This window comes from Neisseria sp., from assembly GCF_030530745.1.
Classification (GTDB): Bacteria; Pseudomonadota; Gammaproteobacteria; order Burkholderiales; family Neisseriaceae; genus Neisseria.
Genome location: NZ_JAUMUI010000004.1, coordinates 31,499 through 58,461, shown reverse-complemented (window position 1 = coordinate 58,461; position 26,963 = coordinate 31,499). Strand labels below are relative to the sequence as shown.

Here is a 26,963-nt window from a genome sequence, read left to right as displayed (position 1 = left end):
AAATTATCTTGCGGCCTGCAATATACTTTTCGAATATCCATACAGGGTAAATTTCAAAAAAATTAAACTATCCGGCCCGAAAACACTCTAAGTCAGGTTAATATTTCATTATCATTGTCTGCCATGGCCAAATTTAAAACACTGCCCCTGCTGTTTTCTTCGTGCATGCTCGCGCTGCCCGCCGCTTCCCACGCCTTCAATCTGCTGGACGCATGGCGGGCCGCTGTGAACTATTCGGCCGATTTTTCTGCTGCCAAACACGAGCGTGATGCGGAATCGGAAAAAAAGAACCAGGCGCGTGCGGAGCTGCTGCCGCAGGTTAATGCCAACGCCACCTACCAGCGCCAGCCCTATTCGCTCTCTTCCAACACGAAAAGCCGCGGCTGGAACGTGCAGGCTTCGCAGGTTTTGTTCGACAGAACCCGCTTCGCCCAATACAAACAGGGAAAAATCGCCGCCGAAATGGCCGATGCGCGCCTGAGCGGCAGTGAAGACGAATTGAAAATAAACGTGGCCAAGGCCTATTTCGATATTCTGCTGAATAAAGACAAGCTGGCCGCCATCGCCGACGAAAAAGCCGCTTATTCCCGGCAGCTCGAGCGGGCGCAGGAAATGTTCCGGCAGGGGGCGGCAACAATTCTGGACACCCACGAGGCCAAATCCGGCTACGATGCGGCCCTTGCCAAAGAAATCGACGCGCTCACCCAGCTTCAGGTGGCCGAAAACACGCTGGCCAACCTGACCGGGCTGGATCCGCAGCAAATCAGCCCGGTAAAAAACGATAAGGCGCTGGCCGACCTGCTCGGCGAATCGGAAGAACGGGAATGGCAGGCGCTGGCCGAGCGGCACAATCCCGAATGGCAGCTGCAGCGCAAAACCCTCGAAGATGCAAAACAGGCGTTCAAAGCCGCCAAAGGCAGCCGTATGCCCACGCTCACCGTAAGCGGCGGCTATCAGGACGACCGCAATACCCACCGCAGCCAGGATTATTTCGGTGAAAGCTTCGATCAAACCTACCGCAGCAAAGGCGGTACGGTAAACTTCCAGCTCAGTATGCCGCTTTTCAGCGGCGGCAAAATCTCCAGCCAGATCCGCGAGGCCGCTTCGCGCGAAATGCAGAATAAAGACCTGCTCACCGCAACGGAGCGCAAAGTGCGGCTGGCGGTAAGGCAGGCCTATCAAACCACCCGCAGCAGCAAAATCCAAACGCTCGCCCAGCAGCGCCTGCTCGAAACCAACCGCGCCAAACTGGAAGCCACACGGCTGGGGCGTCAGGTCGGCGTGCGCAACAACCTTGAAGAAACTCAGGCACAACAGGAAAAAGCCGACGCAGAGCAAAAACTCGCCGAGGCCAAATACACCTATATCCAATCCTACCTGCAGCTGCTGCAAAACGCGGGGGTATTGAATGACGAAGAGAAAATACGCAAAGTGGGCATGCTGCTGTTTTGAAAACCGCACTCCGGCGTTTCAGACGGCCCGAGGCCTGCAAACTATACGGCAGCAGTATGTTTACGCTACAATCCCCCCGACAGCAACCCGCCGTGCAACGCTTATGAAATGCCCTTTCTGCCACAACCCAAACACCCAGGTTACCGACTCGCGGCTTTTGGAAGAAACCAACAGCATCCGCCGCCGCCGCCGCTGCCCCGCCTGCGGGCAGCGTTTCGGCACGTTTGAAACGGTGGAAATGCGTATGCCGCAGATTATCAAAAGCACCGGCAGCCGCGTGGCGTTCAACCCCCACAAACTGCGCACCAGTTTGGAGCGCGCGCTGCACAAACGCCCGATAGACGCAGAAACCATAGACGACACCGTCGCCCTTATCGAACAGCGCCTGTACCGGCTGGGGCATAAAGAAGTATCGTCGCGGCTTGTCGGCGAGATGGCGATGGAAGAACTGGCGAAAATCGATCAGGTGGCTTATGTGCGTTTTGCGTCGGTTTATAAAAGCTTCAACGACGTTTCAGAGTTCACCCAAGCCATTGCTACCCTGCCCGATAGTGAAGAAAGCAAGCATTAAGCGGGCAAATTTGATATACTGACCGCCGTTTTTCATCAACACTTACGGAACCCGATTGAATGAAACCTTATGCTCTTGCTTTGGCTGCCGCCGTTTTGTGCTCGGCCGCCTGCAGCCAGAAAGCCGAAACTTCCGTTCCTGCCGAAAGCGGGCAGGCTTCCGCCGTTTCCTCCGATGCCGGAAGCAGTGTGCAGACGCTCACGGGCAGCGACGGCAAAATCAGCATCGTGATTCCGGGCAACCGGTTTGAAGACGCATCGGACGGCGAGCTGCCCGAAGGTTTGAGCGCCGGCGAGCTGACGCTGCTGCAGCGCGACAACAACCGCGACATCACGCTCTACATCGCCAACCTCGGTACCCCGAAAACCGATGCCGAAACCTATTTCGACAACCTTAAAACCGTGCTGGATGCCGACCAGTCGTTAAGCGACGTGCAAACCGGCGCCGCCACCGACACGCGCATGAACTACCGCTTCGTTCAAAACGGTGCCGACGGCACGGCGCTGCGCGAAAACTGCATCGCCATTTATGAAACCGGCCTGTATAACGTGTGCGCTTCAAGCCGCACGGCCGCACAGGAAGAGCTGGCCGAAGTGCTGCGGGAAGTCAACCTTACCAACTGAACGCATCAGGCCGTCTGAAAAACAAAACGCATCCTGCTGTTTTTTTTCAGACGGCCTGATTTTTTATTTTAAAGTCTGCAACACAGAGGCCGTCTGAAAATGTTTGACGCAAACGACACCCAAATGATGCACACCGCCCTTGCCCTTGCCGGACAAGGGCGTTTTTCCACTTCGCCCAACCCGCGCGTAGGCTGTGTGGTAGCGCACGGCACGCAGATTGTGGGGCAGGGTTTCCACCTGCGGGCGGGCGGACCCCATGCGGAAGTGCACGCCCTGCGCCAGGCCGGGGAAACGGCGCGCGGCGCCACCGCCTATGTTACGTTGGAGCCTTGCAGCCACTACGGCCGCACCCCGCCCTGTGCCGAAGCACTGATTCGGGCGGGCGTATCGCGCGTGGTCGCGGCCATGTCCGACCCCAATCCGCAGGTGGCGGGCAAAGGCTTGGCGGTGCTGCGCGAAGCGGGCATACAGGTAGAATGCGGCCTGCTCGAAACCGAAGCGCGCGCGTTAAACCGCGGCTTTCTCTCGCGCATAGAACGCGGCCGCCCCTTCGTGCGTTTGAAATGCGCCGCCGGCCTCGACGGCAAAACCGCGCTTTCAGACGGCCGCAGCCAATGGATTACCGGCCCCGAAGCACGCGCCGACGTGCAGATACTGCGCGCCGAAAGCTGCGCCGTGATTACCGGCATCGGCACGGTGCTGGCCGACGATCCGCAACTGAACGTGCGCGCCTTTCCAACCCTGCGCCAGCCCGCCCGTGTGATTCTCGACAGCCGCCTGCAAACCCCGCCCTCCAGCCGCGTGGTGCAGGACGGCGGCAGCCCCACACTTATTGCCACTTTAAACAATTGCAATCAATCTTTGCAAAAATACACAAAACACCCGCATTTGCAAATTTTAAGGCCGTCTGAAAGCAACCGGCGCATAAATTTGCACAATTTATTGGTTTTATTGGCAGAAAAAGGCTACGGCGAAGTAATGGTGGAAGCCGGCGCCGTCTTGGCGGGCGCATTCGTCGAAGCCGGCCTGGTTGATGAAATCGTGCTCTACCAAGCACCGAAAATTTTAGGCGGAAACGGCAAGGGTTTGTTTTCTATATCAGAAAACCCGCAAGCACTTGCCGGACCGCCGCTTTGGAAAACCGTGTCGGCAACGCTGCTGGGAAACGATATAAAATGGGTTTTGCAAAAATAGCCGTCTTTATTGTAAATAATTTCATTTATCGAAAAACGAAAGCCTTTACCTCCGCCAAGGTGAAAATTTTTGTAAACGGCATCTGCGCCTTTCCAGCACCGGAACGCCCGCAACCAAACCGGGCGGTCCGGTTTCTTTTACGGGTGTTTTATTCCTTTGTAATATCCGCTCAAACACTTATCGGAAAATGTCTGCCCGCTTTGCACAATTTCCGAAAGAAGCTTCCGCTTTCTTTTGCCTGTCATATCCAAACAGTCATGCCCGTTATTTGTTATCGTTGTGTAAACCTCCCGTTATGCGCCTGTTTTGATGAAACCAATGCTTCCGAAAACGGTCGAACTATGTGAATTGCATCTTAAGAATTTCTTTTTTTTATCACACGGAAATACCTTCATGAAAAATACCACCATTCAGAAATTCGCCGACAAATCTGCCAAAATCGGCATTGTTGGCTTAGGTTACGTCGGCCTGCCGCTGATGCTGCGCTATGTCGACATCGGTTATCAGGTGTTGGGCTTCGACATCGACGAAGAAAAAGTGCGCAAACTCAATAATGGCGAAAGCTATATTGAGCACATTCCCGCCGGTAAAATCGCCGCCGCCAGAAACAGCCTGTTCGAAGCCACCACCGACTTCTCGCGCATCGGCGAAGTGGAAGCGGTGATTCTGTGTGTGCCCACCCCGCTCAACAAATACCGCGAGCCGGACATGAGCTTCGTTATCGATACCACCGACGCCGTGAAACCTTATCTGCGCGCCGGCCAAGTGTTGTCGCTCGAATCCACCACCTACCCCGGCACCACCGAAGAAGAATTGCTGCCGCGCGTGGAAGAAGGCGGCCTGAAAGTGGGCGAAAACGTATTTTTGGTGTATTCGCCCGAGCGCGAAGACCCGGGCAACCCCGATTTTGAAACCCGCACCATTCCCAAGGTTATCGGCGGCCACACGCCTGCATGTTTGGAAGTAGGCATTGCGCTTTACCAGCCGGCCATCGACAAAGTGGTACCGGTAAGCTCCACCAAAGCAGCCGAACTGACCAAGTTGTTGGAAAACATCCACCGTGCAGTGAACATCGGCCTAGTAAACGAGATGAAAATCGTGGCCGACAAAATGGATATCGACATTCACGAAGTGATTTCCGCCGCCGCCACCAAACCGTTCGGCTTCGTGGCCTACTACCCCGGCCCCGGCCTGGGCGGCCACTGCATTCCCATCGACCCCTTCTATTTGACTTGGAAGGCGCGCGAATACGGTGTGAACACCCGCTTTATCGAGCTGGCGGGCGAAGTGAACTCGGCCATGCCCGAATATGTGGTCAACAAAACCGCGCTGGCGCTCAACGACCACAACCGCTCCATCAAAGGCAGCAAAATTCTGGTTTTGGGCATCGCCTATAAGAAAAACGTGGACGATATGCGCGAAAGCCCCTCGGTCGAAGTGATGGAACTCTTGCGTGATTTGGGCGCGGAAGTGTCTTACAGCGACCCGCACGTGCCCGTGTTTCCGAAAATGCGCGAACACAAATTCGACCTGAAAAGCGAGCCGTTAACGGCCGAAAACGTGGCGAAGTTCGACTGTGTGGTGCTGGCCACCGACCACGACAAATTCGACTACGGCCTGCTCAAACAGCACGCCAAGCTGATTATCGACACCCGCGGCAAATACCAGGGCAAAGCCGATAACGTAGTGAAAGCATAAAGTTTAAAGAAAGGCCGTCTGAAAAGACCCTGTTTTTCAGACGGCCTGAGACCTTTGCAAAACCCCCATCTGCGGCGCAGTTCAAGGCGTAGCAGCGCAACGAGCGCAGATATAACAGGAGTTAGGCAGGCGAGCGAGCAGCGCACAACGCAGAAATGCGCCGCAGATGGGGGTTTTGCAAAGATCTCGGCCTCTATGCATATCATAGGATTCAAATATGTACGAAACCATTCAAAACCGAAAAATCAAATTCGCGCTGGCCGGCTGCGGCCGCATTTCCAACAACCATTTCGGTTCGTTCGAAACCCTGAAAGACGATTGCGAAGTGGTGGCCGTGTGCGACACCAACCCCGAAAACCTGCAAAAAGCCGTAGAGCGAACCGGCGCCAAAGGCTACGCTTCCTACGCACAGATGCTGGCGGAAACCGACGCCGACATCATCGTGCTCACCACCCCCTCGGGCCAACACCCCGAACAGGCGGTGCAGGCATTGGAAGCGGGCTTTCACGTGGTAACCGAAAAACCGATGGCCACCCGCCTCGCCGACGGCGAACGCATGGTTCACGCCGCCGACAAAGCCGACAAACGCCTGTTCGTGGTCAAACAAAACCGCCTCAACGCCACGCTGCAAATGCTCAAACGCGCCGTAGAAGAAAAACGTTTCGGCAAAATCGCCATGGTGCACCTCAACGTATTCTGGACGCGTCCGCAGGAATATTACGACCAGGGCGGCGGCTGGCGCGGCACTTGGGAATTCGACGGCGGCGCGTTCATGAACCAGGCCAGCCACTATGTTGACCTGATGGAATGGCTTATCGGCCCCGTGCAGGACGTGCAGGCCATGGTTTCCACCCACCGCGACATCGAAACCGAAGACACCGGCGTGGTCAACATCCGCTGGCGCAACGGCGCGCTCGGCTCGATGGCCGTTACCATGTGCACCTACCCGAAAAACCTCGAAGGCTCGATTACCATTTTGGGCGAAACCGGCACCGTGCGCATCGGCGGCGTGGCGGTTAACGAAATCCAAGAATGGAACTTCGCCGACAGCCGCGACTACGACGAACAGGTCAAAACCGCCAACTACGAAACCACCTCGGTTTACGGTTTCGGCCACCCGCTCTACTACAAAAACGTGATTGACGTGATGCGCGGCCAAGCCGAGCCGATTACCGACGGACGCGAAGGTTTGAAATCGCTGGAACTCTTAATCGCGGCTTATCTTTCCGCCCGCGACAACAAAACCGTGTCGCTGCCACTGGTTTACTGATAAGGCCGTCCAAACATGAAAATCGCCGTAGCAGGCGCAGGCATCATAGGCGCGTGCACCGCTTGGGCGGCGGCCAAACAAGGCCACGCCGTTACGCTGTTCGAACAGGACACCGTGATGGCGCACACCAGCCAATCGTCGTCCAAACTGCTGCACGGCGGCCTGCGCTACCTTGAAACCGGCCAGTTTGCGCTGGTGAAAAAAGCCCTGCACGCCCGCCGTTTCTGGCTGGCGCAAGCCCCGCACCTGTGCCGCCCGCTGGAATTGCTGTTTCCCGTTTACGAAGGGCGCGGCCGCCCCAAATGGCAGATCGGCATCGGCACCAAACTGTATGACTTTCTAGCCGCGGGCAGCGGCTTTCCGCGCAGCTCGTGGTTCGACAAAGCCGAAACGCTCGAGCGCTGCCCCACCCTGCTTTCAGACGGCCTCAAAGGCGCATTCTCGTTCTACGACGCACAAATGGACGATTTCGCACTGGGCCGCTGGGTGGTGGAACAATGCCGCAGCTTGGGCGTAAACGTGCAAGAGCGGCATAAAATCGAAACCCTGGCCGAACTCGACGGTTTCGAGCGCATCGCCAACGCCACCGGCCCGTGGGCGATGGAACTGCGCCGGCAGCAGGGCGGAGAACCCGCCTACACCATCGACTGGGTGCGCGGCAGCCACATCCTTATCGACCGCGAACAAAAACAGGCGCTGATGCTGCCGGTTCCGCAAGAAAAACGGATTTTCTTCGTGCTGCCCTACCAAGGTAAAACCCTGATAGGCACCACCGAAATCCGCCAAAATCACCCCGAAGCGGAAAGGCCGTCTGAAACCGAAACCGATTACCTTTTGGCCGCCTACAACGCCTACCACAGCGAAAAACTCACGGCGGCAGATGTGAGCGGCAGCTTTTCGGGCGTACGCCCGCTGCTCAAAAGCGCCGCCAACCCGAGCGACGCCACCCGCGAATGGGCGTTTGAGCGTATAGGCAACGTGCTGCACATCTACGGCGGCAAATGGACGACGGCGCAGCTTCAGGGCGAAGCGGCCTTACAGGAGTTATTGAAATGACCGACTACACCGTACACCCCAGCGCCATCGTTGACGAAGGCGCAAAAATCGGCGCCGGCAGCCGCATCTGGCATTTCGTGCACATCTGCGGCGGTGCCGAAATCGGCGAAAACTGCTCGTTCGGGCAAAACGTGTTTGTGGGCAACCGCGTGAAAATCGGCGACAACTGCAAAATCCAAAACAACGTTTCCGTTTACGACAACGTTTATCTCGAAGAAGGCGTGTTCTGCGGCCCCAGCATGGTGTTCACCAACGTGTATAACCCGCGCTCCTTAATCGAGCGCAAAAGCGAATACCGCGATACGCTGGTGAAAAAAGGCGCCACGCTGGGCGCCAACTGCACCATCGTTTGCGGCGTTACCATCGGCCGTTTCGCCTTTGTGGGCGCGGGCGCGGTGGTGAATAAAGACGTGCCCGACTACGCCCTGATGGTCGGCGTGCCCGCCCGCCAGATCGGCTGGATGAGCGAATACGGCGAACAGCTCGACCTGCCCGTGGGCGGCAGCGGCAGCGCCGTCTGCTCCCACACCGGCGCCGTTTATACGCTTTCAGACGGCCTCTTAAGCAAATCAGAATAATATTCCGATCAAATACGCGAAGGACAAACACCATGCAGTTTATCGATCTCGCCGCACAACAGGCGCGCATCAAAACCCAAATCGACGCCAACATCCAAAAAGTGCTCGCCCACGGCGCCTATATCCTCGGCCCCGAAGTGGCCGAGCTTGAAGAGCAGTTGAAAGCCTACTGCGGCGCGAAATACTGCATCAGCGTCGCCAACGGCACCGACGCGCTGCAAATCGCGCTGATGGCCTTGGGCGTGGGCGCGGGCGACGAAGTCATCACCCCCGGCTTCACCTACATCGCCACCGCAGAAACCGTGGCGCTGCTGGGCGCCAAGCCGGTGTATGTGGATGTAATCGAATCCACCTACAACATCGACCCCGCCAAACTCGAAGCGGCCATCACCGATAAAACCCGTGCGATTATCCCCGTTTCGCTTTACGGCCAATGCGCCGATTTCGATGCCATCAACAAAATCGCCGCCAAGTACAACCTGCCCGTGATTGAAGACGCCGCACAAAGTTTCGGCGCCACCTACAAAGGCCGCAAATCCTGCAACCTCACCACCATCGCCTGCACCAGCTTCTTCCCCAGCAAACCGCTGGGCTGCTACGGCGACGGCGGCGCGGTGTTCACCAACGACGAAGAGCTGGCAACCGTTATCCGCCAGATTGCCCGCCACGGCCAAGACCGCCGCTACCACCATATCCGCGTGGGCGTAAACAGCCGCCTCGACACCTTGCAGGCCGCCATTCTGCTGCCCAAACTGGCCATACTCGAAGAAGAAATGCAGCTGCGCCAGCAGGTAGCCGCCCGGTATGCCGCCGCCCTTGCCGAAGCCGGTATCGCCGCACCGTTTATCGAAGCGCACAACCGCAGCGCCTACGCGCAATACACCGTGCGCGTAAAAAACCGCGACGCGGTGCAGGCCAAGCTGAAAGAAGCAGGCATTCCCACTGCCGTGCACTATCCGATTCCGCTCAACAAACAGCCCGCCGTGGCCGGCGATGCCGTGCTGCCCGTGGGTGACAAAGCTGCCGAAGAAGTGATGAGCCTGCCCATGCACCCGTATCTGACCGAAGCGCAGGTGCGGCAGGTGGCCGAAGCGCTCAAAGCCGCCGTTTGATGGGTTTCAGACGGCCTATAAAAATAGGCAGGCGCTTTCGGAACGTACGCGCTGCAGTGTTCCGAAGGCCGTCTGAAAAACTTTTGCAGTAAAACAAAATAAAAACGAGACAAGGCGGCGGAGCCGCAGACAGTACAAACAAATAGTACGGAACCGATTCTGTTGCTGTTTCAGCAGTTTACAAAATCGTTCTCTTCGAGCTAAGGCGAGACCGCCGTATCGTTTTTATTTTGTTTTACCTGAGAAGCGTTGCCCGACTACGCTTCTGTTATTTTATGAATGCACGAAAATTATTGGGCTACGCGCTCGGCCCCGTAGGCAGCGCCGCCATCGGAATCGTTTCCCTGCCGCTGATTTCTTGGTATTACCCTGCCGAAGACATCGGCCGTATCGTGCTGCTGCAAACCGTGTCGGCACTCACCCTCACGCTGGCCGGTTTGGGTTTGGACCAGTCGTATATCCGCGAATACCACGCCGCCGAAAACAAAGCCGCCCTGTTTAAAGCCGTGATTGTGCCGCCGCTGCTGCTGACCCTGCTGTTTTGCGGCGGCGTGGCGGTATGGCGGCTGTCGTGGCCGTCTGAAGCGGTGCTCGAAATCAGCAGCAGCGTTTTGGGTTTGCTGTGTTTGGTGTTTTTTACCAGCTCGGTGCTGTCGCGCTATTTCGCGCTGATTCTGCGCATGCAGGAAAAAGCCTTCGCCTTTTCCATCAGCCAGCTCACGCCGAAAGTGCTGATTTTGGTGTTTGTGCTGGTTTATGTGGCCGCCGCCCTGCCCACCGACACCCTGACGCTGGTGCTGGCCTATGCGTTGTCGCAGGCGGTAACGGTGGGCATTTTGGCCCTGCAAACGCGCCGCGAGCTGAAAGCCGCCGCCGCCGCACCGCTGTCGGCTCCGCTGCTGAAAGAAAGCCTGCGCTACGGCGTGCCGCTGGCTTTGGGCGGGCTGGCCTATTGGGGCTTTACCTCGATAGACCGTTTTCTGCTGAAAGAGCTGGCGGGGCTGTCGGAGCTGGGCGTGTATTCGATGGCGGTGAGTTTCGGCGCGATTGCGCTGATTTTCCAGAATATTTTTTCGGTTATCTGGGCACCGATGGTGTTCAGATGGGTGAAAGAAAACACCAACTTGGATAAAATCGGCGGTATCACCGAATCGATGACCGACCTGATCGCCGCACTCATCTGCATTGTGGGGATTTTTTCGCCGCTGGTTACTTGGATACTGCCTGAAAAATATGCGCCGGTGCAGTTTATCCTGCTCTCGAGCATGCTGTTTCCGCTGCTCTACACCTTAACCGAAGTAACCGGCATCGGCATCAACGTGAGCAAAAAAACCTGGCTGATTACGATGTTTTCGATAACCGCCCTGCTGGTGAACGCCGCGCTTTTATATGTTTTGGTGCCCGCCTTGGGCGCGAAAGGTGCGGCCATGTCCACCGCCGTGGCTTTCTGGGTGTTTTCGGTGTTGAAAAGCGAGGCTTCGGCCCGCTTGTGGCTGCCGCTGCCGCGCGCCAAACTCTACGGCACCACCTTTGCCTGCCTGGCGGTATGCCTGGTTTACACTTATTCCGGCAACAGCGGCAATTATTATATTTTCGCCCTGTTCTGGCTGGCCGCATTGGCCGCGCTGTATCGGAAACACCGCGCCGCCATCGGCGCTTTAACGGCGAAAGCGAAAGGCCGTCTGAAAAGATAAGCCGCACCCGAAAACCTGACGTATTTTAATAATAACAAGGCAATACATTATGCACGTTTTAATCATTCCCTCTTGGTATCCTTCCGGCCCCGGCGATATCAACGGTATTTTCTTCCGGCAGCAGGCGCAGGCCTTGCAGCGCGCCGGCGTGCAGGTGGGCGTGATCGCCCCCGTTTTCCGCTCGATGCGCGGCGAGCCGAAGTCGGTTTTCACCGGCGGCTACGGCGTGCGCAGCTTTGTTGAAGAGCAGATCCCCACCTATCTTTATAAAAGCATGTATTTCTTTCCGCGCACCGCCATCGACCGCAGCCGCTGGCTGAAGGCCGGCTGGAAGCTTTTCCGCCGCTATGTGCGCGAACACGGCCGTCCCGACATAATCCACGCCCACAGCATGAACTACGGCGGCATTCTGGCGCACGAAATCCACAGCGAAACCGGCATTCCCTATGTGCTCACCGAACACAGCTCCACTTATGCGCGCAAACTGGTGCGCGACTGGCAATGGCCGGCCATGCACCGTGCGGCACGAAGCTGTGCCGCGCGCATTGCCGTGAGCCGCAATTTCTGCCGCCTGCTCGAAAGCGAATACAACGGGCTTGGCTGGCAATATATCCCCAACATCCTGCCGGCCAAATTCGCCGAGCCTTTCGATGCGGCAGGCAAACCGCAAAACGACGGTTTTACGTTTTGCTCGGTTGCCCACCTCAACTACAACAAAGGCTACGACATTCTGCTGCCCGCCTTTGCCGAAGCCTTGAAGAAACACCCCGGCCTCAAGCTGAAAATCGGCGGCACCGGCTTGGCCGACGCGCAGCTCCACGAACTGGCACGCAAACTCGGCATTGAAAACTCGGTTACGTTTTTGGGCAAACTGCAAAACGAAGAAGTGCTGGCCCTGATGCGCCAAAGCGATGCTTTCGTGCTGGCCAGCCGCCACGAAACCTTCGGCGTGGTCTTCATTGAAGCCTTGTCGCAGGGGCTGCCCGTTATCGCCACCCGCTGCGGCGGGCCGAACTCTACCGTTACCCCCGAAAACGGCCTGCTGGTGCCCACCGAAAATATTGACGCGCTGGCCCGTGCCTTGGTGGAACTTTATGAAAACCGCAGCCGCTACAACCCTGCCGTATTGCGTGAAAACTGCCTGAACGAATACGGCGAACACAGCGTTATCGGCCAAATCAAAGCCCGATACCGCGCGGTATTGGAAAAAACCGACGGTGAGCGCAATGAAAATTAAAACTACCCGTATCTATACGCTGCTGGTTTACGGCATGCTGGGCGCCTATATGCTGGGGCCTGCAATATCGTATTTTCTCGGCGTGCAGCGTGTCGACAACCTCCTGACCATTCTGTTCATCATCTGCACGCTGTTTGCCGCCCTGCTCGAAAGCAAACGCTTTCCCACAGGCATTGCCGTGCTGGCGGGCAGTCTGGCGGTTATGGCCGGCTGGAGTGCGCTGCACTTGGTCATTTCGCCGCTCACCGGTTCGCAGTTTGTCGACCTGATGTTTTTTCTGTCGCTGCCGTGCTTTTTCTACCTGCTCTATCAGATTGTTTCGCGCTCGCCCGACCCTTTGGGCTTTATCCAGCGGCTGATTCTGTTTTTTGCGGCATTTGTCTGCATTCCTCCCTTTATCGAAATCGGTGCGGGTGTTCAGTTTGTTACCGCCATCGAAGAGCTGGCACTGGAAGCGGGTGCGGTGAAAGGGTTGTTTTTCAACCCCAACAACCTCGCCACCACCGCCGTATGCCTCACCCCTGCCGTATTGGTGTTTTTCACCCGGCTCGGCCGCAGCCGCAAAGAAGTGCTTGCAGGCTGGGGCTTGTTTGCCCTGCTCGGCCTGGTGATTCTCGCCAGCGTGTCGCGCACGGCCATTGCCTGCTATGCCGCCGTGGCGCTGCTCACACTGCTCTACCGCAAAAACGGCTTGGCCACGGTGTTTGCCGTTTTGCTGCTCGGCCTGTTTGCGGCCATGATTCCGCCTTATGCGGTGCAGGATTTTCTGCTTTCATTAAACAGCAATGAATTTTTAGAGCGTTTTTCCACCCGCGTTTACCTCTTTTTATACGATTTCGGCAGCGACAATTCGGTTTCGTCGCGCCAAGAAATCTACAACCACTTCTGGAACCACACCCCCGCGCTGTTCACCGGTTACGGCCCGAAAAACTTCGGCGAATTTTTCGGCGGCCATTTGGGCAGCAGCCTGGGTTTTGAAAACCCGCACAGTTTCATCATCGAGCTTTACCTGGGCTTCGGCATTGTGTCGCTGCTCTCTTTTCTGCTCTATGCGGCGGGCTATGCCGCCCTGTTTGCCGCCTCGGGAAAAATCGACGGCAAAATACGCATGCTGGCACTGGTGTGCATGGGTGTGTTTCTGATCGGCGGGTTTATTCCTTCTTCCATTCTGCGGCTGCCGTTTATCTGGCTTCCCTGCTTTATGCTGGCTGTTTATTTTTTCAGTTACAGGCCGTCTGAAAACACTTATTCCGCAAACAGATATAAAAGTTATTGATACATGAAGATTGTTTTGGCCACCTCGATGAGCGGTTTGGGCGGAACCGAAAACGCCACCTACCGTTTGGGACGTTTGCTGTGCGGCAAAGGACACGAAGTGCTGCTGGCCTCTTCAGACGGCCCGTTGGTAGGCGACTGCCGCGAAGCAGGTATGAAATGGCATGAAATCGATTTCTACGGCGGCGGCATATCGGGATATTTAAAAAGTATGGGGGCGTTTTTCAAACTGATGCGGCGGGAAAAACCCGATATCGTCCACTGCCAGATGGCACGCATCGTACCCGCCTGCGCCGCCGCCGCCAAACTCGCGTCGCCGCACACCAAGGTGTTTTGGCACGCACGCGGCCTGGTGGCGGAAACCTATCCGAAAGTGGTAAAAGTTTTCCGCAGGCTGGGCGTGTATATCATCGCCAACTGCAAACACGAACGCGACAAATTAATCCGCCACGGCTTTCCCGCAAACCGCATCACCTATACTTACAACGCCCTGCACAAAGTGGATTATGTGCCCGAAAAGGCTGAAAAAGATTATGTAACGCTGGGCACCCTGTCGCGGCTGGACTACCTGCGCGCGGTGGATCAAACGCTGGATATTTTCAAAATACTGCTCGACCGCAACCTGCCCGTCCGCCTCAACATCGCGGGCGTGGGCGAAGATATGGACAAACTCAAAGCGCAGGCCGATCGTTTGGGCGTGTCCGACAAAGTAACTTTTCTCGGCGGCGTGCGCAATCTGACCGGATATTTCAAAGAAGTGGATATTTTGCTGAACAACCCCCGCTGCCCCGGCGACAGCTGCGCGGGCGTGGGCAACAATGTGTTGGAGGCGGGGCTGTATGAAACCCCTGTGGTTACCTACAACATGGGCGGCATCACCGAAATGGTGATACAGGGCGAAACGGGCTACTGCTTCAAGCTCGGCGACGAACAGGGTTTTGCCGATGCTGTGGAAAAGCTGGTTTACGACAAACCCTTGCGGCAGCAGTTGGGCAAAGCGTTAAACAAACACGTTAACGCACTGTGTTCCGACGAAGAAATCTACCGCACAACCATGGCGGCCTACGGCATGTAGCCTCCGGCCGCCTGAACCCTATTTAAAGTTTATTTGCATACAAACAGGCATTTTTTACACCGTTTCAGTGTCAAATTTAAAATTTAATCCATCTCAAAACTATCGCAACCATGAAAATTATCATCACAACTTCAATGAGCGGCCTGGGCGGCACCGAACACGCGGCCTTCCGCTTGGGAAAGCTGCTGCTCGGGCACGGCCACACCGTGGTTCTGGCATCTTCAGACGGCCCCTTGGTTGCAGAAGCCGAAGCGGCGGGGATGAAGTGGTATGAGATTGATTTTTACCGGGGTAAAAGCGGCTATCTGAAAGGCACGCTCGCCTATGCAAAAATGCTGGCCAAAGAGCGGCCCGACATCGTGCACTGCCAGATGGCGCGCATCGTGCCCGCCTGCGCCGTGGCCGCCAAAATCGTTTCGCCCGAAACCAAAGTGTTTTACCACGCCCGCGGCCTCGACCCCGAAACTTATCCGAAAATCGCCAAACTGTTCGACAAACTCGGCGTGTATATCATCGCCAACTGCCGCCACGAGCGCGCCAAACTGATACGCCACGGTTTTCCCGCAGCGCGTGCGGCCTACACTTATAACGCACTGCCCGAAAAAACGGCAGAAATCCGGGAAAAAACAGCCAAAGATTATGTGATGCTCGGCACACTTTCGCGCCTCGACACCGTGCGTGCCGTGCATCTGGCCGTCGACATGGTCAAAACCCTGGCCGACCGCGGCTTGCCGGTGAAACTTTCGGTGGCTGGAATCGGGGAAGAAGCCGACAGGCTCAAAGAGCAGGTGCGGCATTTGGGTTTGGAAGACCGTGTGCGCTTTCTCGGCGGCGTGCGCGACTTGGGCGCTTATTTCCAAGAAGTCGACATCCTGCTCAACACACCCGTTTTAATCGGCGACCACGGCGCGGGCGTGGGCAACAATATCCTCGAGGCCGGGCTGTATGAAACCCCTGTAGTGTCATACGATGCGGCGGGTATTTCAGAAATGGTCGTCGACGGCGAAACCGGTTTCTGCATTCCTTTTGAAAACAAAGCAGCCTTTGCCGGTGCCGTTGAAAAACTGGCTGCCGATCCCGCCCTGCGCCGCAGCATGGGCAAAGCCCTGCATGATCGCGTTACCCGACTGTGCTCCGACGACGAAATCTACCGCACCACCATGGATGCGTATGCAATGTAAGGCCGTCTGAAATGAAGATTACCATTGTCGCCCCCTATTGCTCGCTGCCGGGCGAGCCGCACTTCAACCGCTTTTGGTATCTGGCCGAACTGTTGGCGCAAAAGCATGATGTTTTGCTGATTACCAGCAATTTCAAACATTACGACAAATCGTTCAGACGGCCCGAAGATGCCGCAGCCGCTTCGCAAGGTCGTCTGAAAGTGCTGCTGCTCAAAGAAAGCGGCTATCGGAAAAACGTGTCGCTGGGCCGCGTGAAAAGCCATCATGTGTTTGTGAAAAATTTCGAAACGTGGCTTGCCGCGCAGCAGCCGGGTTTTGCCGATGTGGTGTTTTCGGCTTATCCGCTGATTGCCACCAATATCCTGTTGGGCAGACACAAAGCGCGTTTGGGCTACAAACTGATTATCGATGTGCAGGACGTGTGGCCGGAATCCTTCTCTTCCGTGATTCCGATGCTGAAGAAAATCCCGCACAACCTGCTGCCTTTCGCCTCGCGCGCCAACGCCGCCTACCGCCATGCCGACGGTTTGGCGGCAGTGTCGCAAACCTATCTCGACCGCGCAAAGGAAGCCAATCCGAACGCGCCGGGCGAAGTGGTGTATATCGGCGCGGATTTCGACAAACTCGAAGCCGCACCCGCCCAAGATTTCGGCGACGATAAAACCCGCTTTTTCTACCTCGGCACCCTCAGCTTCAGCTACGACGTGGAAACCGTGTGCCGGGGCGTGCGGCAGCTTTTGAACGAAGGCGCAAACGTGGAGCTGCACATCATGGGCGGCGGCCCCGATTTGGAAAAACTCAAACAATATGAAAACGATACCATCAAGTTTTACGGCTATATCCCGTATAGCGAAATGATGGCGGTGGCCAAAGGCTGCGATATTTCGGTGAACCCGATTCATTCGTATGCCATGCAGTCGATAACCAACAAACTGTCCGACTACATGGCGCTGCAAAAGCCGATACTCAACAGCCAAGTAAACGACGAAGTGGCCGACGTGCTGAAACTGCTGCCCCACGCCAACTACCAATCAGGCAATGTGGCCGATTTCGTACGCGCCGCGCGCGATATTTTGGCGCGCAAAAACGACCCCGTGCAAAGTGAAGAAATCGTGCGCCGCTTCAAACGCGATGTGGCCTATCAGAAAATCGTCGGTTTAATTGAAAGACTCGGACAATGAATAAATTATTGAAACGCCTGTTCGACATTATTGCCTCAGCCGCCGGCTTGATTATTCTCTCGCCCGTGTTCTTAATTTTGATTTATCTGATTAAAAAAAACTTGGGTTCGCCCGTGTTTTTCACGCAGGAGCGCCCCGGGCTGAACGGCAAGCCCTTCAAAATGATTAAGTTCCGCTCCATGCGCGATGCGGTTGATGCACAAGGCAACCCGCTGCCCGACAGCGAGCGGCTCACCCCGTTCGGCAAAAAACTGCGCGCCACCAGCCTCGACGAGCTGCCCGAGCTGTGGAACGTTTTGAAAGGCGAAATGAGCCTGGTCGGCCCCCGCCCGCTCTTGATGCACTACCTGCCGCTTTATAACGATTTCCAAAACCGCCGCCACGAGATGAAGCCGGGCGTAACCGGCTGGGCGCAGGTTAACGGCCGCAATGCACTCTCATGGGACGAAAAATTCGCCCACGACGTTTGGTATATCGACAACCACAGTTTTTGGCTCGATATCAAAATATTATTCTTAACTATTAAAAAAGTGTTCGTGCGGGAAGGAATTTCTGCCGAAGGAGAAGCCACCATGCCTTACTTTACCGGGAACCAAGATCATGAAAAAAAATAACATACTCATTTTATCCGCCGGCCGCCGCGTAGAGCTTGTGCAGGACTTCCAAACCGAAGCCGCCAAGTTTTCAGACGGCATCAAGGTGTTTGCCGCCGATCTGAACCCCCTTATGTCGCCCGCCTGCCATGTGGCCGACAACGCTTTCGAAGTGCCGCCGATTTCTGCCGAAAACTATATCGGCAGCGTTTTCGATCTGGCGCTTGCGCACAATGTGGGGCTGATTATCCCCACCATCGACACCGAGCTGCAAAAACTCGCCGACGCGCGCAGCCGTTTTGAAGAAGCAGGCATACACATTGTGGTTTCCGACTCGGAGCTGGTAACCATCTGCCGCGACAAACGCTTCACCGCAGGCCTGTTCGCCCGCTGCGACATTGCCACACCCGAAATCTACGAGCGCGAAAACATTTCTTTTCCCTGTTTTGCCAAACCCTACGACGGCAGCCGCAGTTTGGGCGCAAAATATATACGCTCGGCCGAAGATTTGTCTTACGACATACTCAAAGACCCGAAAATCATCTTCTGCCAGTATATCGACATCGCCAACGAATTCACCGAATTTACCGTTGATATGTATTACGACCGTTCAGGCCGTCTGAAATGCGCCGTGCCGCGCGAGCGTTTGGAAGTGCGCAGCGGCGAAGTGAGCAAAGGCGCCACCCGCCGCAACGGCCTTTATACGCTGCTGACCGATAAAATGCCGCATCTCGAAGGCGCGCGCGGCTGCATCACCGCCCAGTTTTTCTGCAAAGGCAGCACGGTTTACGGCATCGAAATCAACCCGCGCTTCGGCGGCGGCTTCCCGCTCACCTATGCCGCCGGCGGCAACTATCCGGGCTGGCTGATACGCGAATACCTCTACGGCGGAAAAATCCCGTTTTTCGACGAATGGGAAAACAACCTGATTATGCTGCGCTACGACGCGAAAGTGCTGGTTCACGAAAAATAAACACTCAACAACGGCATGCTGCCTTACCGGTAAAAAAAACGAAACAAACCCGAACCGCATCATGCCGTCTGAAAACAAATGCCGGGGCAGCGCGTCCCAACCTGAAAATTCAAACCTAAACTTTAAATCTACCTTTCAAACAAAAAGGATGAAGCAATGACCAAAATTCTTTTTATGGGCCGGAAAAAAGTTTCCGCCGTCCTCTTGGAATTTCTATCCTCCCAAAGCGGCATAGAAATTGTCGGCGTGTTAACCGACAGCCACCTGCAAGGTTCGCCCACCACGGCGGCGGCCAAACGTTTGGGGCTGCCTCTCTACACTTTCGACACCGCGCTCGAAGCCATGCGCGAAGGCCGTCTGAAATACGATTTGGGCATCTCGGTTTTATACTGGCGCAAACTGCGCGACGACTTTTTAACCGTACCCGCTCGCGGCACCATCAACTTCCACCCCGCCATCCTGCCCGAATACAAAGGCACGGGCGGCTATAATCTGGCGATTCTCGACGGCCTCTCCGAATGGGGCATTTCCGCCCACTACATCGACGATTCCATCGATACCGGCGACTTAATCGAAGTGGTGCGCTTTGCGATGGATCCCGACACCGCCACCGCGCAATCGCTGGAACGCGAATCGATGCAGGTGCTGGAAGCCTTTGCCAAACGCCTGATTATGCAGGCGGTTGAAAGCGAAACCAAGCTGCCTGCTTTTCCCAATGAGGGCGGCAGATACACCAGCCGCGCCGAAATGGAAGCCATGAAAGAAATCCGCCCCGGCGACGACGTGGCCAGAAAAGTGCGTGCATTCTGGTTCCCCCCTTACGACGGCGCCTACGTCGAAATCGACGGCCAAAAATACACCTTGGTCGACCGCCGTATTTTGGAAGAAACCGCCCCCAAAGATTCCACCAGCCTTTTTGCAGGATCAGCCGATGCTTAACACTTCTATCGCCCCGTGGCCCAGCTTCACCCAAGAAGAGGCCGACGCCGTTTCGCGCGTTTTACTGTCTAACAAAGTGAACTACTGGACAGGCACCGAATGCCGCGAGTTTGAAAAAGAATTTGCCGAATTCGCCGGCACGCAATACGCCGTTGCGCTGGGCAACGGCACGCTGGCGCTCGACGTTGCCCTCAAAGCCATGGGCATCGGCGCGGGCGACGATGTCATCGTAACCTCGCGCACGTTTCTCGCCTCCGCCTCCGCCATCGTAACCGCCGGTGCCAACCCCGTGTTTGCCGATGTGGATTTGAACAGCCAGAACATTTCCGCCGAAACCGTTCAGGCGGCCTTAACGCCGAACACCAAAGCCGTCATCGTGGTTCACCTGGCCGGCATGCCCGCCGAAATGGACGGCATTATGGCGCTGGCCGAACAACACAAACTGTGGGTTATCGAAGACTGCGCCCAAGCGCACGGCTCCAAATACAAAGGCAAACCCGTGGGCTCCATCGGCCATGTCGGCGCGTGGTCGTTCTGCCAAGACAAAATCATGACCACCGGCGGCGAGGGCGGCATGGTTACCACCAACGATAAAGATTTGTGGTCGAAAATGTGGTCGTATAAAGACCACGGCAAAAGCTACGATGCTGTTTATAACCGCCAGCACCCGCCCGGCTTCCGCTGGCTGCACGAGAGCTTCGGCACCAACTGGCGCATGACGGAGATGCAGGCGGTTATCGGCCGCATCCAACTCAAGCGCATGAGCGATTGGACGGCCAAACGCCAAGCCAACGCCGCGCAGCTCGAAGCAGTGCTCAAACCGTTTGCCTGCATCCGCTTGGTAAACGTGCCCGACTATATCGAACACGCGCAATATAAGTTTTATGCGTTTGTGAAACCGGAAAACCTGAAAGCGGGCTGGAGCCGCGACCGCATCGTCGAAACCTTGGCCGAACGCAAAGTGCCCTGCTATCAGGGCAGCTGCTCGGAGGTATATTTGGAAAAAGCCTTCGACAACACGCCGTGGCGGCCCAAAGAGCGGCTGAAAAACGCCGTCGAGCTGGGCGAAACCTCGCTCATGTTTTTGGTGCACCCGACCATCACGCCCGAAGAAATGGCGTTTTGCTGCAGAAACATACAGGAAGTGCTCGCAGAAGCAACCGCATAAAAGCTTTCAGACGGCCTCCCCTTCGGCAGGCCGTCTGAAAAAACACTGTTATCCCGATCGAGAATATGCTTTTCCAAAACAATAACAACCGGATAATAAAACGATGAACTTGGAAACCTTACTTGCATTGCCCCGCAATGTGAAAAAAACCTTTTTCGTTATCCACGATACCTTGGTGATTTTTGTGGCTTTTTGGTTTGCCCAAAGCCTGAAGGCCAACTATTTCAACGAATGGGGTAGCTTTGCCAACTGGCTGGCGTTCGCCTCCACCGCCGGGCTGACCATCTTACTGTTTGTGCGGCTGGGCCTCTACCGCGCCGTTACCCGCTATGTGAGCACCCGCATCCTCAGCACCGCCGTTTTGGGCTGCGTAGTGTCGGCTGCGGTTTTCTTCTTCAGCATGCTGGTATTCGAACAGCGCCTGCGGCTGGCACTGCCGGTAGTGTATTTTCTGATGCTGGTGGTGCTGGTAACCAGTTCGCGCATCATTTTGAAAGCCGTGCTCACCGACCGCAGCCACCGCAAACAGATGGCACCGGTGATTATCTACGGCGCGGGGCAGTCCGGCCGCCAGCTGCTCGAAGCCGTCAAACAGGTAAACGAATACAACGCCGTGGCCTTTGTAGACGACAACAGCGCTATCCAGCGCACCACCATTTACGACCTGCCCGTTTACAGGCCGTCTGAAATCGAAGACTTAATCAAACGCTACGGCGTGGAAAAAATCCTGCTGGCGATTCCCAGCGCATCCCAAGAGCGGCGCAAGCTGATTATCCAGCGCCTTGAGGCCTATCCCTGCGAAGTGCTGGCCATTCCGGGCATGAAGGATTTGGTTGACGGCAAAATCAGCATCAGTTCGCTGAAAAAAGTATCGGTGATCGACCTGCTCGGCCGCGATCCGGTCGACCCCTGCCCCGATCTGATGGGGGCGGACATCACGGGCAAAGTGGTGCTGGTAACCGGAGCGGGCGGCTCCATCGGCTCCGAGCTGTGCCGCCAGATTATCCGCTACCGCCCCGCCAAACTGCTGCTGTTCGAATTGTCGGAATTCTCGCTATACAGCATCGACAAAGAGCTCAACGAGTTTCAGACGGCCTCGGGCATGAATATCGAAATCGTGCCGCTTTTGGGTTCGGTGCAGCACCGCAACCGCCTTTTCAGCATCATGCAGGCCTACGGCGTGCAAACCGTATATCACGCCGCCGCCTACAAGCATGTGCCGATGGTTGAATTCAACACCATCGAAGGCGTGTGCAACAACGTGTACGGCACGCTCTTCTGCGCACAGGCCGCCATAGACGCAGGCGTGGAAACCTTTGTTTTGATTTCCACCGACAAAGCCGTGCGCCCCACCAACACCATGGGCGCGAGCAAACGCATGGCCGAGCTTTGCCTGCAGGCGCTGGCCGCCGAACCCGGCCAGCAAACCCGCTTCTGCATGGTGCGCTTCGGCAACGTGCTGGGCTCTTCCGGCTCGGTAGTGCCCGTGTTTGAAAAACAAATCGCCGCCGGCGGCCCCATCACCCTCACCCATGAAGACATCACCCGCTACTTCATGACCATTCCCGAAGCGGCACAGCTGGTGATTCAGGCCGGAGCAATGGGCAAAGGCGGCGACGTATTCGTGCTCGACATGGGCGAATCGGTGAAAATCATCGACCTGGCCAAACAGATGATCCACCTTAGCGGGCTGCAAGTGAAAGATGCCGAAAACCCCGACGGCGACATCGAAATCAAAATCACAGGCCTGCGCCCGGGTGAAAAATTATATGAAGAATTGTTAATCGGCGATGAGGTTCAAAAGACCACTCATCCCCGCATTATGACCGCCAGCGAAGTAATGCTGCCGTGGAACGAATTATCCGACATACTTAACCGTATGGATTCGGCATGCGGCGAAATGAACCAAACCGTTTTAAGACAACTCTTATTGGAAGCACCGACAGGTTTCGCCCCCAAAGACGGCATTTGCGATTTGGTGTGGCAGCAAAACCGCCACAGTGTCTGAAAACCGTTTTTTCAGACGGCCGTGCAATACCACCAGCCCTAGAAAATGGAATAAAACGTGAATATTCAAAAATTTACCATCATCAGCTTATCGATGCTCGCATTTGCGGGCTGCACCGTTGTTCCCGGTTCGGGCCTGCCTTCCCGCGGCAAAACCGTATCTTACGGCCCGGGAGAAAGCCGTGCCGATACCAATATCAGCAAATACATCAGAATCCGGCCGATTACTCCCGGCCTGCTCATGAGCATGGAGGAAGCGCCGCGCCGTGCCTTGAGCAACCCCGCGCTCGACCGCCAGAAAGCCGGTTACCGCTACCGTATCGGCAGCGGCGACGTGCTGAACATCTTGGTTTGGCACCACCCCGACCTGAACACCCCCAACCCCATCAGCACCAACCCCGAAAGCAAACAGGTAAGCAACGGCGCATGGGTTGACGAATCCGGCTATCTGGCCTACCCGCTGGCAGGAAAAGTTTACGCGCGAGGCAAAACCCTGCCCGAACTGCAGTCCATACTCACCGCCCGCCTGAAACGCTATATCAAAAACCCGCAGGTTTCGGTGAACGTGGCCGAGTTCCGCTCGCAGCGCGTTTCGGTTTCCGGAGCGGTAGGCAAACCCGGCCAACTCCCGCTGACCAACGTGCCGCTCACCTTGGTCGACGCCATCGACCAGGCCGGGGGAACCGCCGCCAATGCCGACACCAACAACATCAAATGGACGCAAAACGGCGTAGAGCGCACCATTTCGCTGCAAGACATACGCCAACACGGCGATTTGTCGCAAAACCTGCTGCTCTCCGGCGGAGACATCATTTACGTGCCCACTAACGAACACAGCCGAATTCATGTAATGGGCGAAGTGGGCAGGCAGGCCTCCATGCCCTTGGGCAACTACGGCCTCACCCTCACCCAAGCCTTGGGTAACGCAGGCGGCATGAATCAGGTAACCGCCAACGCTTCGGGCGTATTCGTTATCCGCAATATGCCGTCCGACCGCGAGAAACCCATACACGTTTACCAGCTCAACCTGAAAGACGCCTCGGCCTACGCCATGGCCAACCGCTTCAAACTGCGTGCCGACGATGTGGTTTACGTTACCGCCGCGCCGGTTGCCCGTTGGAACCGCGTCATTTCCCAGGTTACCGCGTCGGTCAGCAATATTTACTATATCGACAACATTTTCGGCGGCAACTGATATAACGGCAGGTTAAAACCTGTCCGCAGGCGGCAATATTCCGTTTACGGAACCCCGCCGCCGCGTTCGCAGTATTGCCGAGGGGAGCTTTCCGCCATATTCAGACTTTCAGTTGCAAGATGTATCAAAAGATTTTGATTGTGTGCGTCGGCAACATCTGCCGTTCCCCCACCGCCGAGCGGCTGCTGTCGCAAAAAATGCCCCATCTGCAGGTTTCGTCGGCCGGGCTGAGGGCGCCGGCGGGAAAAGATGCCGACCTGCAGGCCATCAGAACCGCCCTGCGCCACGGTGTCGTCGTAGCCGGCCACACTGCCCGCCAACTGACAGCGGCCATGTGTGAAGAGGCCGACCTGATTTTAGTCATGGAACCGTGGCATATCGACGGCGTGGCCGACATTCAACCCAGCGCCCGCAGCAAAACCATGCTGTTCGGCCAGTGGCTGCCGCAAACCGGCATACCCGACCCCTACGGGCAAACCGATGATGTTTTCGAAGCGGTTTACCGTAAAATAAACGAAGCAGCCGAGCAGTGGGCATTCAAACTGACTGTTCGGCCTTAATAAAAAATATAATCACGGGCTTCGAAGCCCAAAACAATGAAAAGGATTTCCCAAACATGGCAAAACAATACCCACAATACCCGCAATACCCCCGGCAGCCGCAAAACAGCGGCGGCGAAATCGATGTCGGCCAGCAGTTGCGCAACCTGCTGAACTATAAATATCCGATTGCCGTTGCCGTTTTGGCAGGCGGCTTTTTGGGTGCCCTTTACAGCCTTGCGGCCACGCCCGTCTACCGCGCCGACGCCATGCTGGAAATCGAAACCAAACAAAACCAGATTCTCACCGAAATCAGCAACCTGTTCATGCCCGAAAGCAGCAACCTCACTTTCGAAGCAGAGCTGGAACTGCCGCAATCGCGTCTGGTGCTGGGCAAAACCGTCGACGATCTGCAGCTTGCCCAAACCGTTACCCCGAAATACTTTCCCGTTGTCGGCCGTCTGATTCACAACCTGAGCAGCGATACCGACCCCGAATTGAAAATCCACACTTTCGAAGTTGAGAAGCAGTGGCTGAACGAACCTTTCGTACTGACCGCCCAAAGCAGCAAACTTTACACCGTCGAACTGCCCGACGGGCGCACCCTCAAGGGCAAAGTCGGCCAACCGTTGAAACTGGGCGCCCAAACCACGCTCCAAGTCAACCAGATTCTGGCCGAGGGCGGCCAGCGTTTCAGCCTGGTGAAACATTCCAAGCTCAGTGCAATAGAAAACATCAAACAAAACCTGACCGTTTCGAGCAAGGGCAAAACCAGCCCCGTCATCAACCTGGCCTATAAGGGCACCGATGCCGAAGAAATCACCAAAATCTTAAACAGCATTGCCGACAACTACGTAAGCCAGAAAGTCAACCGCGACGTACAGGTTGCTGCCAGCGGGCTTGCCTTTATCAGCGACGAACTTCCGCGTTTGAAAGCCACCCTGCAGGAGGCCGAAAACAAACTGAACGAATACCGCAAAAAAAGCGGCTCGCTCGATATTCCGGTCGAATCGAAAGGCGCCATCGAAAGCCTGGTAAACATCGAAACCCAAATCACCGAGCTGCGCACCGAAGAAGCCGGACTGGCCGAACTCTATACCAAAGAACACCCCTCGTATAAAGCCGTCCTCGACAAACTCGACGTGCTCGAAAAAGCCAAAAACCGTATCAACCAGCAAATCGCCGAGCTGCCCAACACCCAGCAGGAGGTTATCCGCCTGACGCGCGACGTAGAAACCAACCAAACCACCTATACCCAGCTGCTGGGCAAACAGCAGGAACTCAACATCATGAAAGCCAGCACACAGGGCAATGTGTGGATTGTCGATTATGCCGACGTGCCCGAACAGCCCGTCGCCCCGCGCAAAGCCGTGATCACCCTGCTTGCTGCCATGAGTGCGGGCATGTTGGCCGCGGGCTGGTTCCTGCTGCGTTCGGCAATGCGCCGCGGCATTACCAAACCCGAAGAAATAGAAGCGGCCGGCATGAATGTCGCCGCGATTATTCCGCTCTCCAAAGCACAGCACCGGCGGGACACCCTGCGCAGCAAGCTGAAATCGTTTGCAGGCAGCAGCTCCGGCAAATACCTGCTGGCCACGGAAGCACCTACCGATGCGGCGGTTGAAGCAATGCGCGCCCTGCGCACCAATATCTATTTTTCGATGATAGACGCCAGAAACAATATCCTGATGATTACCGGCAGCGCGCCCGATGTGGGCAAATCTTTTGCGGCTGCCAACCTGGCCACCGTCATGGCGCAGTCGGGCAAAAAAGTGCTGCTGATTGATGCCGACATGCGCAAAGGTTATCTCGACGAAATTTTCTCCACCTGCCCCGAAAAAGGCTTGTCCGATATTCTTGAAGGCAAACTCTCGCCCGGCCAGGCTGTGCAGGAAACCGACATCCCCAACCTGAGCTTTATCGGCCACGGCCCCCTGCCCGACAACCCATCCGAACTGCTGCTCGACAGCCGTTTCGCTACCCTGCTGGCGCGCGCGCGCCAGCGTTACGACTATGTGGTTATCGACACGCCGCCGGTATTGTCGGTAACCGATGCCAACATTGTCGGCCAGCAGGCGGGCACCACCTTGCTCGTAGTGCGGCACAACACCACTTCCGCACGGGAGCTCGACATCAGCACAAGCCGTCTGAAACAGAGCAACATCAAAGTCAGCGGCGTGATACTCAACGGTATGCGCAGCGAAGGCCGCAGCGGTTACGGTTATTACGCCGCCTATACACGCAAAGCCGATAAAAAATAACCCGCAAACATCAAGGCCGTCTGAAAACGTTCAGACGGCCTTATCGTTCGAATTGATTTCAAAATATGCACAGCTTGCGTTTGCTGCTTTG

The 26,963-nt window shown here is 56.1% G+C and carries 24 protein-coding genes and 1 pseudogene; 24 read left to right on the top strand and 1 reads right to left on the bottom strand.

The annotated features are described in order from the left end of the window. Nucleotides 1-123 precede the first annotated feature (123 nt). The 6 genes from Q3970_RS02710 (at nucleotide 124) to Q3970_RS02685 (ending at nucleotide 5,538) form a co-directional block, all read left to right on the top strand. Nucleotides 124-1,452 (top strand): TolC family outer membrane protein, encoded by a 1,329-nt coding sequence (locus Q3970_RS02710; protein ID WP_303099070.1) that lies wholly within the window; start codon nucleotides 124-126, stop codon nucleotides 1,450-1,452. A 103-nt stretch (nucleotides 1,453-1,555) separates the two neighbouring features. Then, nucleotides 1,556-2,023: a transcriptional regulator NrdR gene (nrdR, locus tag Q3970_RS02705; RefSeq protein WP_303099069.1), complete on the top strand. Its 468-nt coding sequence runs from the start codon at nucleotides 1,556-1,558 to the stop codon at nucleotides 2,021-2,023. A 59-nt stretch (nucleotides 2,024-2,082) separates the two neighbouring features. Then, nucleotides 2,083-2,646 (top strand): cytochrome C, encoded by a 564-nt coding sequence (locus Q3970_RS02700; RefSeq protein WP_303099068.1) that lies wholly within the window; start codon nucleotides 2,083-2,085, stop codon nucleotides 2,644-2,646. Nucleotides 2,647-2,745: 99 nt separating this feature from the next. Further along, complete coding sequence (gene ribD, locus Q3970_RS02695) at nucleotides 2,746-3,840, top strand: bifunctional diaminohydroxyphosphoribosylaminopyrimidine deaminase/5-amino-6-(5-phosphoribosylamino)uracil reductase RibD (RefSeq protein ID WP_303099067.1); 1,095 nt, start codon at nucleotides 2,746-2,748, stop codon at nucleotides 3,838-3,840. Continuing rightward, the gene (locus tag Q3970_RS02690; protein WP_303099066.1) at nucleotides 3,822-4,187 is read left to right on the top strand and encodes a hypothetical protein; all 366 of its coding nucleotides are present in this window, start codon (nucleotides 3,822-3,824) and stop codon (nucleotides 4,185-4,187) included. Before ribD ends, Q3970_RS02690 begins: the two co-directional genes overlap by 19 nt. Nucleotides 4,188-4,233: 46 nt before the next feature. Beyond that, the gene (locus tag Q3970_RS02685; protein WP_303099065.1) at nucleotides 4,234-5,538 is read left to right on the top strand and encodes a nucleotide sugar dehydrogenase; all 1,305 of its coding nucleotides are present in this window, start codon (nucleotides 4,234-4,236) and stop codon (nucleotides 5,536-5,538) included. Nucleotides 5,539-5,574: 36 nt separating this feature from the next. Here the strand turns inward: Q3970_RS02685 and Q3970_RS02680 are convergent. Further along, nucleotides 5,575-5,719 (bottom strand): annotated as a pseudogene (locus Q3970_RS02680) (lipoprotein signal peptidase). A gap of 36 nt (nucleotides 5,720-5,755) precedes the next feature. Between Q3970_RS02680 and Q3970_RS02675 the strand changes: the two are divergent. The 18 genes from Q3970_RS02675 to Q3970_RS02590 all read left to right on the top strand — a co-directional run bounded on the left by Q3970_RS02675 (nucleotide 5,756) and on the right by Q3970_RS02590 (nucleotide 26,872). Further along, entirely contained in the window at nucleotides 5,756-6,808 is a 1,053-nt protein-coding gene (locus tag Q3970_RS02675; protein ID WP_303099064.1) for a Gfo/Idh/MocA family protein, read from the top strand. Between the two features lie 15 nt (nucleotides 6,809-6,823). After that, complete coding sequence (locus tag Q3970_RS02670) at nucleotides 6,824-7,864, top strand: glycerol-3-phosphate dehydrogenase/oxidase (protein ID WP_303099063.1); 1,041 nt, start codon at nucleotides 6,824-6,826, stop codon at nucleotides 7,862-7,864. After that, a complete protein-coding gene (locus tag Q3970_RS02665; RefSeq protein ID WP_303099062.1) occupies nucleotides 7,861-8,442 on the top strand; it encodes an acyltransferase in 582 nt (193 codons plus the stop codon). The genes Q3970_RS02670 and Q3970_RS02665 overlap by 4 nt, the downstream gene beginning before the upstream one ends. Nucleotides 8,443-8,474: 32 nt before the next feature. Beyond that, nucleotides 8,475-9,554: a DegT/DnrJ/EryC1/StrS aminotransferase family protein gene (locus Q3970_RS02660; protein ID WP_303099061.1), complete on the top strand. Its 1,080-nt coding sequence runs from the start codon at nucleotides 8,475-8,477 to the stop codon at nucleotides 9,552-9,554. A gap of 275 nt (nucleotides 9,555-9,829) precedes the next feature. Further along, a complete protein-coding gene (locus Q3970_RS02655; protein WP_303099060.1) occupies nucleotides 9,830-11,248 on the top strand; it encodes a lipopolysaccharide biosynthesis protein in 1,419 nt (472 codons plus the stop codon). 49 nt (nucleotides 11,249-11,297) lie between these two features. Further along, entirely contained in the window at nucleotides 11,298-12,485 is a 1,188-nt protein-coding gene (locus tag Q3970_RS02650) for a glycosyltransferase (protein ID WP_303099059.1), read from the top strand. Then, a complete protein-coding gene (locus Q3970_RS02645) occupies nucleotides 12,475-13,761 on the top strand; it encodes an O-antigen ligase (protein ID WP_303099058.1) in 1,287 nt (428 codons plus the stop codon). Before Q3970_RS02650 ends, Q3970_RS02645 begins: the two co-directional genes overlap by 11 nt. A 3-nt stretch (nucleotides 13,762-13,764) precedes the next feature. Further along, entirely contained in the window at nucleotides 13,765-14,835 is a 1,071-nt protein-coding gene (locus Q3970_RS02640) for a glycosyltransferase (RefSeq protein ID WP_303099057.1), read from the top strand. A 110-nt stretch (nucleotides 14,836-14,945) separates the two neighbouring features. Beyond that, nucleotides 14,946-16,016, top strand: coding sequence for a glycosyltransferase (locus Q3970_RS02635; protein WP_303099056.1), 1,071 nt, complete (start codon nucleotides 14,946-14,948; stop codon nucleotides 16,014-16,016). Nucleotides 16,017-16,027: 11 nt separating this feature from the next. Continuing rightward, a complete protein-coding gene (locus Q3970_RS02630) occupies nucleotides 16,028-17,197 on the top strand; it encodes a glycosyltransferase (protein WP_303099055.1) in 1,170 nt (389 codons plus the stop codon). Beyond that, nucleotides 17,194-17,811: a sugar transferase gene (locus Q3970_RS02625; protein WP_303099054.1), complete on the top strand. Its 618-nt coding sequence runs from the start codon at nucleotides 17,194-17,196 to the stop codon at nucleotides 17,809-17,811. The genes Q3970_RS02630 and Q3970_RS02625 overlap by 4 nt, the downstream gene beginning before the upstream one ends. Next, the gene (locus tag Q3970_RS02620) at nucleotides 17,798-18,763 is read left to right on the top strand and encodes an ATP-grasp domain-containing protein (RefSeq protein WP_303099053.1); all 966 of its coding nucleotides are present in this window, start codon (nucleotides 17,798-17,800) and stop codon (nucleotides 18,761-18,763) included. The genes Q3970_RS02625 and Q3970_RS02620 overlap by 14 nt, the downstream gene beginning before the upstream one ends. Before the next feature lie 156 nt (nucleotides 18,764-18,919). Further along, nucleotides 18,920-19,702, top strand: a complete 783-nt coding sequence (locus Q3970_RS02615; protein WP_303099052.1) for a formyltransferase family protein — start codon at nucleotides 18,920-18,922, stop codon at nucleotides 19,700-19,702. Then, on the top strand, nucleotides 19,695-20,870 hold the full coding sequence (locus Q3970_RS02610) for a DegT/DnrJ/EryC1/StrS aminotransferase family protein (protein WP_303099051.1): 1,176 nt from the start codon (nucleotides 19,695-19,697) through the stop codon (nucleotides 20,868-20,870). The genes Q3970_RS02615 and Q3970_RS02610 overlap by 8 nt, the downstream gene beginning before the upstream one ends. 103 nt (nucleotides 20,871-20,973) lie before the next feature. Continuing rightward, nucleotides 20,974-22,878 carry a nucleoside-diphosphate sugar epimerase/dehydratase gene (locus tag Q3970_RS02605; protein ID WP_303099050.1) on the top strand — a complete coding sequence of 635 codons (1,905 nt, stop codon included), beginning with the start codon at nucleotides 20,974-20,976 and terminating at the stop codon, nucleotides 22,876-22,878. 63 nt (nucleotides 22,879-22,941) lie between these two features. Further along, nucleotides 22,942-24,072: a polysaccharide export protein gene (locus Q3970_RS02600; RefSeq protein WP_303099117.1), complete on the top strand. Its 1,131-nt coding sequence runs from the start codon at nucleotides 22,942-22,944 to the stop codon at nucleotides 24,070-24,072. Between the two features lie 119 nt (nucleotides 24,073-24,191). After that, on the top strand, nucleotides 24,192-24,632 hold the full coding sequence (locus Q3970_RS02595) for a low molecular weight protein-tyrosine-phosphatase (RefSeq protein ID WP_303099049.1): 441 nt from the start codon (nucleotides 24,192-24,194) through the stop codon (nucleotides 24,630-24,632). A gap of 56 nt (nucleotides 24,633-24,688) precedes the next feature. Next, nucleotides 24,689-26,872, top strand: coding sequence for a polysaccharide biosynthesis tyrosine autokinase (locus tag Q3970_RS02590; RefSeq protein ID WP_303099048.1), 2,184 nt, complete (start codon nucleotides 24,689-24,691; stop codon nucleotides 26,870-26,872). Nucleotides 26,873-26,963: the final 91 nt, after the last annotated feature.

Bases quoted from the DNA above. Each gene is read 5' to 3' on its own strand.
- Q3970_RS02625 (WP_303099054.1), top strand. From the start codon at position 17,194: ATGAATAAATTATTGAAACGCCTGTTCGACATTATTGCCTCAGCCGCC.
- Q3970_RS02700 (WP_303099068.1), top strand. From the start codon at position 2,083: ATGAAACCTTATGCTCTTGCTTTGGCTGCCGCCGTTTTGTGCTCGGCC.
- Q3970_RS02615 (WP_303099052.1), top strand. From the start codon at position 18,920: ATGACCAAAATTCTTTTTATGGGCCGGAAAAAAGTTTCCGCCGTCCTC.
- Q3970_RS02650 (WP_303099059.1), top strand. From the start codon at position 11,298: ATGCACGTTTTAATCATTCCCTCTTGGTATCCTTCCGGCCCCGGCGAT.
- Q3970_RS02655 (WP_303099060.1), top strand. From the start codon at position 9,830: ATGAATGCACGAAAATTATTGGGCTACGCGCTCGGCCCCGTAGGCAGC.
- Q3970_RS02685 (WP_303099065.1), top strand. From the start codon at position 4,234: ATGAAAAATACCACCATTCAGAAATTCGCCGACAAATCTGCCAAAATC.
- Q3970_RS02690 (WP_303099066.1), top strand. From the start codon at position 3,822: ATGGGTTTTGCAAAAATAGCCGTCTTTATTGTAAATAATTTCATTTAT.
- Q3970_RS02670 (WP_303099063.1), top strand. From the start codon at position 6,824: ATGAAAATCGCCGTAGCAGGCGCAGGCATCATAGGCGCGTGCACCGCT.
- Q3970_RS02620 (WP_303099053.1), top strand. From the start codon at position 17,798: ATGAAAAAAAATAACATACTCATTTTATCCGCCGGCCGCCGCGTAGAG.
- Q3970_RS02660 (WP_303099061.1), top strand. From the start codon at position 8,475: ATGCAGTTTATCGATCTCGCCGCACAACAGGCGCGCATCAAAACCCAA.
- Q3970_RS02630 (WP_303099055.1), top strand. From the start codon at position 16,028: ATGAAGATTACCATTGTCGCCCCCTATTGCTCGCTGCCGGGCGAGCCG.
- Q3970_RS02675 (WP_303099064.1), top strand. From the start codon at position 5,756: ATGTACGAAACCATTCAAAACCGAAAAATCAAATTCGCGCTGGCCGGC.
- Q3970_RS02635 (WP_303099056.1), top strand. From the start codon at position 14,946: ATGAAAATTATCATCACAACTTCAATGAGCGGCCTGGGCGGCACCGAA.
- Q3970_RS02645 (WP_303099058.1), top strand. From the start codon at position 12,475: ATGAAAATTAAAACTACCCGTATCTATACGCTGCTGGTTTACGGCATG.
- Q3970_RS02605 (WP_303099050.1), top strand. From the start codon at position 20,974: ATGAACTTGGAAACCTTACTTGCATTGCCCCGCAATGTGAAAAAAACC.
- Q3970_RS02590 (WP_303099048.1), top strand. From the start codon at position 24,689: ATGGCAAAACAATACCCACAATACCCGCAATACCCCCGGCAGCCGCAA.
- Q3970_RS02610 (WP_303099051.1), top strand. From the start codon at position 19,695: ATGCTTAACACTTCTATCGCCCCGTGGCCCAGCTTCACCCAAGAAGAG.
- Q3970_RS02710 (WP_303099070.1), top strand. From the start codon at position 124: ATGGCCAAATTTAAAACACTGCCCCTGCTGTTTTCTTCGTGCATGCTC.
- ribD (WP_303099067.1), top strand. From the start codon at position 2,746: ATGTTTGACGCAAACGACACCCAAATGATGCACACCGCCCTTGCCCTT.
- Q3970_RS02665 (WP_303099062.1), top strand. From the start codon at position 7,861: ATGACCGACTACACCGTACACCCCAGCGCCATCGTTGACGAAGGCGCA.
- Q3970_RS02595 (WP_303099049.1), top strand. From the start codon at position 24,192: ATGTATCAAAAGATTTTGATTGTGTGCGTCGGCAACATCTGCCGTTCC.
- Q3970_RS02640 (WP_303099057.1), top strand. From the start codon at position 13,765: ATGAAGATTGTTTTGGCCACCTCGATGAGCGGTTTGGGCGGAACCGAA.
- nrdR (WP_303099069.1), top strand. From the start codon at position 1,556: ATGAAATGCCCTTTCTGCCACAACCCAAACACCCAGGTTACCGACTCG.